Source organism: Streptomyces sp. NPDC055966, from assembly GCF_042269865.1.
Classification (GTDB): domain Bacteria; phylum Actinomycetota; class Actinomycetes; order Streptomycetales; family Streptomycetaceae; genus Streptomyces.
Window position 1 is genome coordinate 1 of the sequence record NZ_JBHJYK010000078.1, and the last position, 2,160, is coordinate 2,160.

A 2,160-nucleotide genomic window follows, 5' to 3' on the forward strand; every position below is an offset into this window, starting at 1 on the left:
AGCAGCGAAAACAGACCGAGCCACTCGCACGACAGTTCCTCCCGACATCGCAGCCAGCAAAAACATCAACAAACTCTGCGTACCAGCGCCGCCACAGCAAACGCTGGAATGAATATATGGTTTACGGACCACCCAACAAATAACGAACCACCAACCAGACAACCATCACTCACATAATTCACCCGAAGAGTCTCGCCCGCCCCCGCATCTCTCGGCCAGCAGCCACGTCGGCCACCGCCCAGAACACCCCGGCCTTCCCATGCGCCCAGTACTCCCCTACGCCCAGAGGAGTAGTCACAGAGGCTCCTCCCGCAGGATGACCGCGAGTGTGCCGTGGGCGATGCTTGCGCTGTGACAGCTGATCTTTGCCGAGCCGGAGACGGCGCCCCGGGTGGCAACGGAGACGGGGGCACCCAACCGTCATCCGCTCCAACGCCAGTCCCTGCCAGTCGCGCGCTCCGGCCACGCCGTGCCCGGCTGCGGCGGTGGCTGTGGCGCGCCGCGTTGGGCAGTGCCGTCGTACTCGTCGTCGTCACGGCGGCCTCGTTCGTCTACAACGGCGTCACGGCCGGACGCGACGCGCCGCCGCGGGGACTCAGGTACGTGCAGGCCGCCGACATCCGCACGCGCTACCAGACCTGGGGCACGGGGGGCCCACCCGTTGTCCTGGTGCACGGCGCCTTCGAATCCGTCGACACCTGGTCGCGCCTTGCCCCTCTGCTCGCCCGCAACCACCGGGTGTACGCGCTCGACCTGACCGGCGACGGATACAGCGAGCGCCGCGGCCCCTACACCGTCGACCACTTCACCCGGCAGCTCATGGGCTTCCTGGACGCCATGCACCTCGGCGGTCCGGGCGAGCGCCCGCTGTTGGTGGGGCACTCCAGCGGAGCCGCCGTGGTCACCGAGGCAGCGTTGCGGGCTCCTGGCCGGCTGGGCGGTGTGATGCTTCTCGACGGTGACGCCCTCGACACGGGTGCCGGGCCACCGCCGGCCTTCAAGTACGTGCTGATCGACCCGTACCGCACCAGCCTGCTGCGGATCGGGCTCGGCATCGACACGGTGATCCGTAGCGTGTACGACGCACAGTGCGGGCCCGCCTGTCCACGCTTGGACTCGGCCGGCCTCGATCAGTGGCGACGCCCGCTTCGCGTACCGGGCGCGGAGAACGCGCTGTGGAGCATGCTGGCCGCCGGTGTGCCCGGTCTGCCCGCGGATCAGGTGGCCCGGCTCGCCGACGTGCGCCTGCCCAAGTCGGTGGTGTTCGGCGCCCAGGACGACGTGTTCACCCGGCAGACGCCTCAGGAGACCGCCCGGCGCATCGGCGCACCGCCTGCAACGCTCATCCCGGGCGCCCGGCACCTGACGATGATCTCCAGTCCCGAGGAAGTCGCGACGGCCGTGGACAGACTCACGGCAGCATCAACTGCGGCCTCCCGATGACTCCGCCGCCCCCGTACACGACCAGAACCACGCATGCTCCAGCACGATCCACACGACGAAGAGCGTTGGCAGCACTTCGTGATCACGCGAGCCTCGCGGCGATGCAGCGATACAGCGATACAGCGATGGAACAGCAGTCAGGCTTTCTTTCCGTCGTAGCAAGCCCACGAGGCCCGGTCGGCCACAGTGGCGAGCCCGGAGAGCGACATAGCTCGCACGAACTGCTTGCCCCACTCTCCGCGACGGACGCACACCGCGAACGGACGCTCCGGAGGGGCCGGTAGCCGGGGCGAGTCCCATGGCGGGCGGCAGCCGGCTGGGAGGCGTAACCACCCCCGCCGGAACGGAGCGTGGGGCTCCGGCCACGTACTCAGCCGAAGCCCCACGCCCTTCCGTACCTGCCGTGACCGCCCTCACTTCCGGCATACAGTGCCGCGTGAAGGGCTACCACTGCCTTCCGTGCTGGTACCCGAGACCATCAAGTACCCGGAAGGAGTACAGCTGCTACGGCCGGGCGGGGTTGGATTCGGCCGCGACCCGGCGCAGCACTCAGTACTGCTCGGTCTCCATGAAACCCGTGCCCCCGTTGTCGTCCGCGCCGAACGCGTCCGCGGCGGCGGTCGGGTCGAATCCGGGCGGGCTGTCCTTGAGGGCCAGGCCCATGCCGGCCAGCTTCGCCTTGACCTCGTCGATCGACTTCGCACCGAAGTTGCGGAT

1 protein-coding gene and 1 pseudogene are annotated in these 2,160 nt (G+C 68.6%); one reads left to right on the forward strand and one right to left on the reverse strand.

The window, feature by feature from the left end; genetic code table 11:
• The first annotated feature begins 504 nt into the window (after positions 1-504).
• The gene (locus ACFC8N_RS48815; protein WP_376296095.1) at positions 505-1,443 is read left to right on the forward strand and encodes an alpha/beta fold hydrolase; all 939 of its coding nucleotides are present in this window, start codon (positions 505-507) and stop codon (positions 1,441-1,443) included.
• A 549-nt stretch (positions 1,444-1,992) separates the two neighbouring features.
• On the opposite strand, the pseudogene ACFC8N_RS48820 reads toward ACFC8N_RS48815, so the two are convergent.
• Positions 1,993-2,160, reverse strand: a pseudogene (locus ACFC8N_RS48820) (DNA-directed RNA polymerase subunit alpha); the annotation flags it as partial.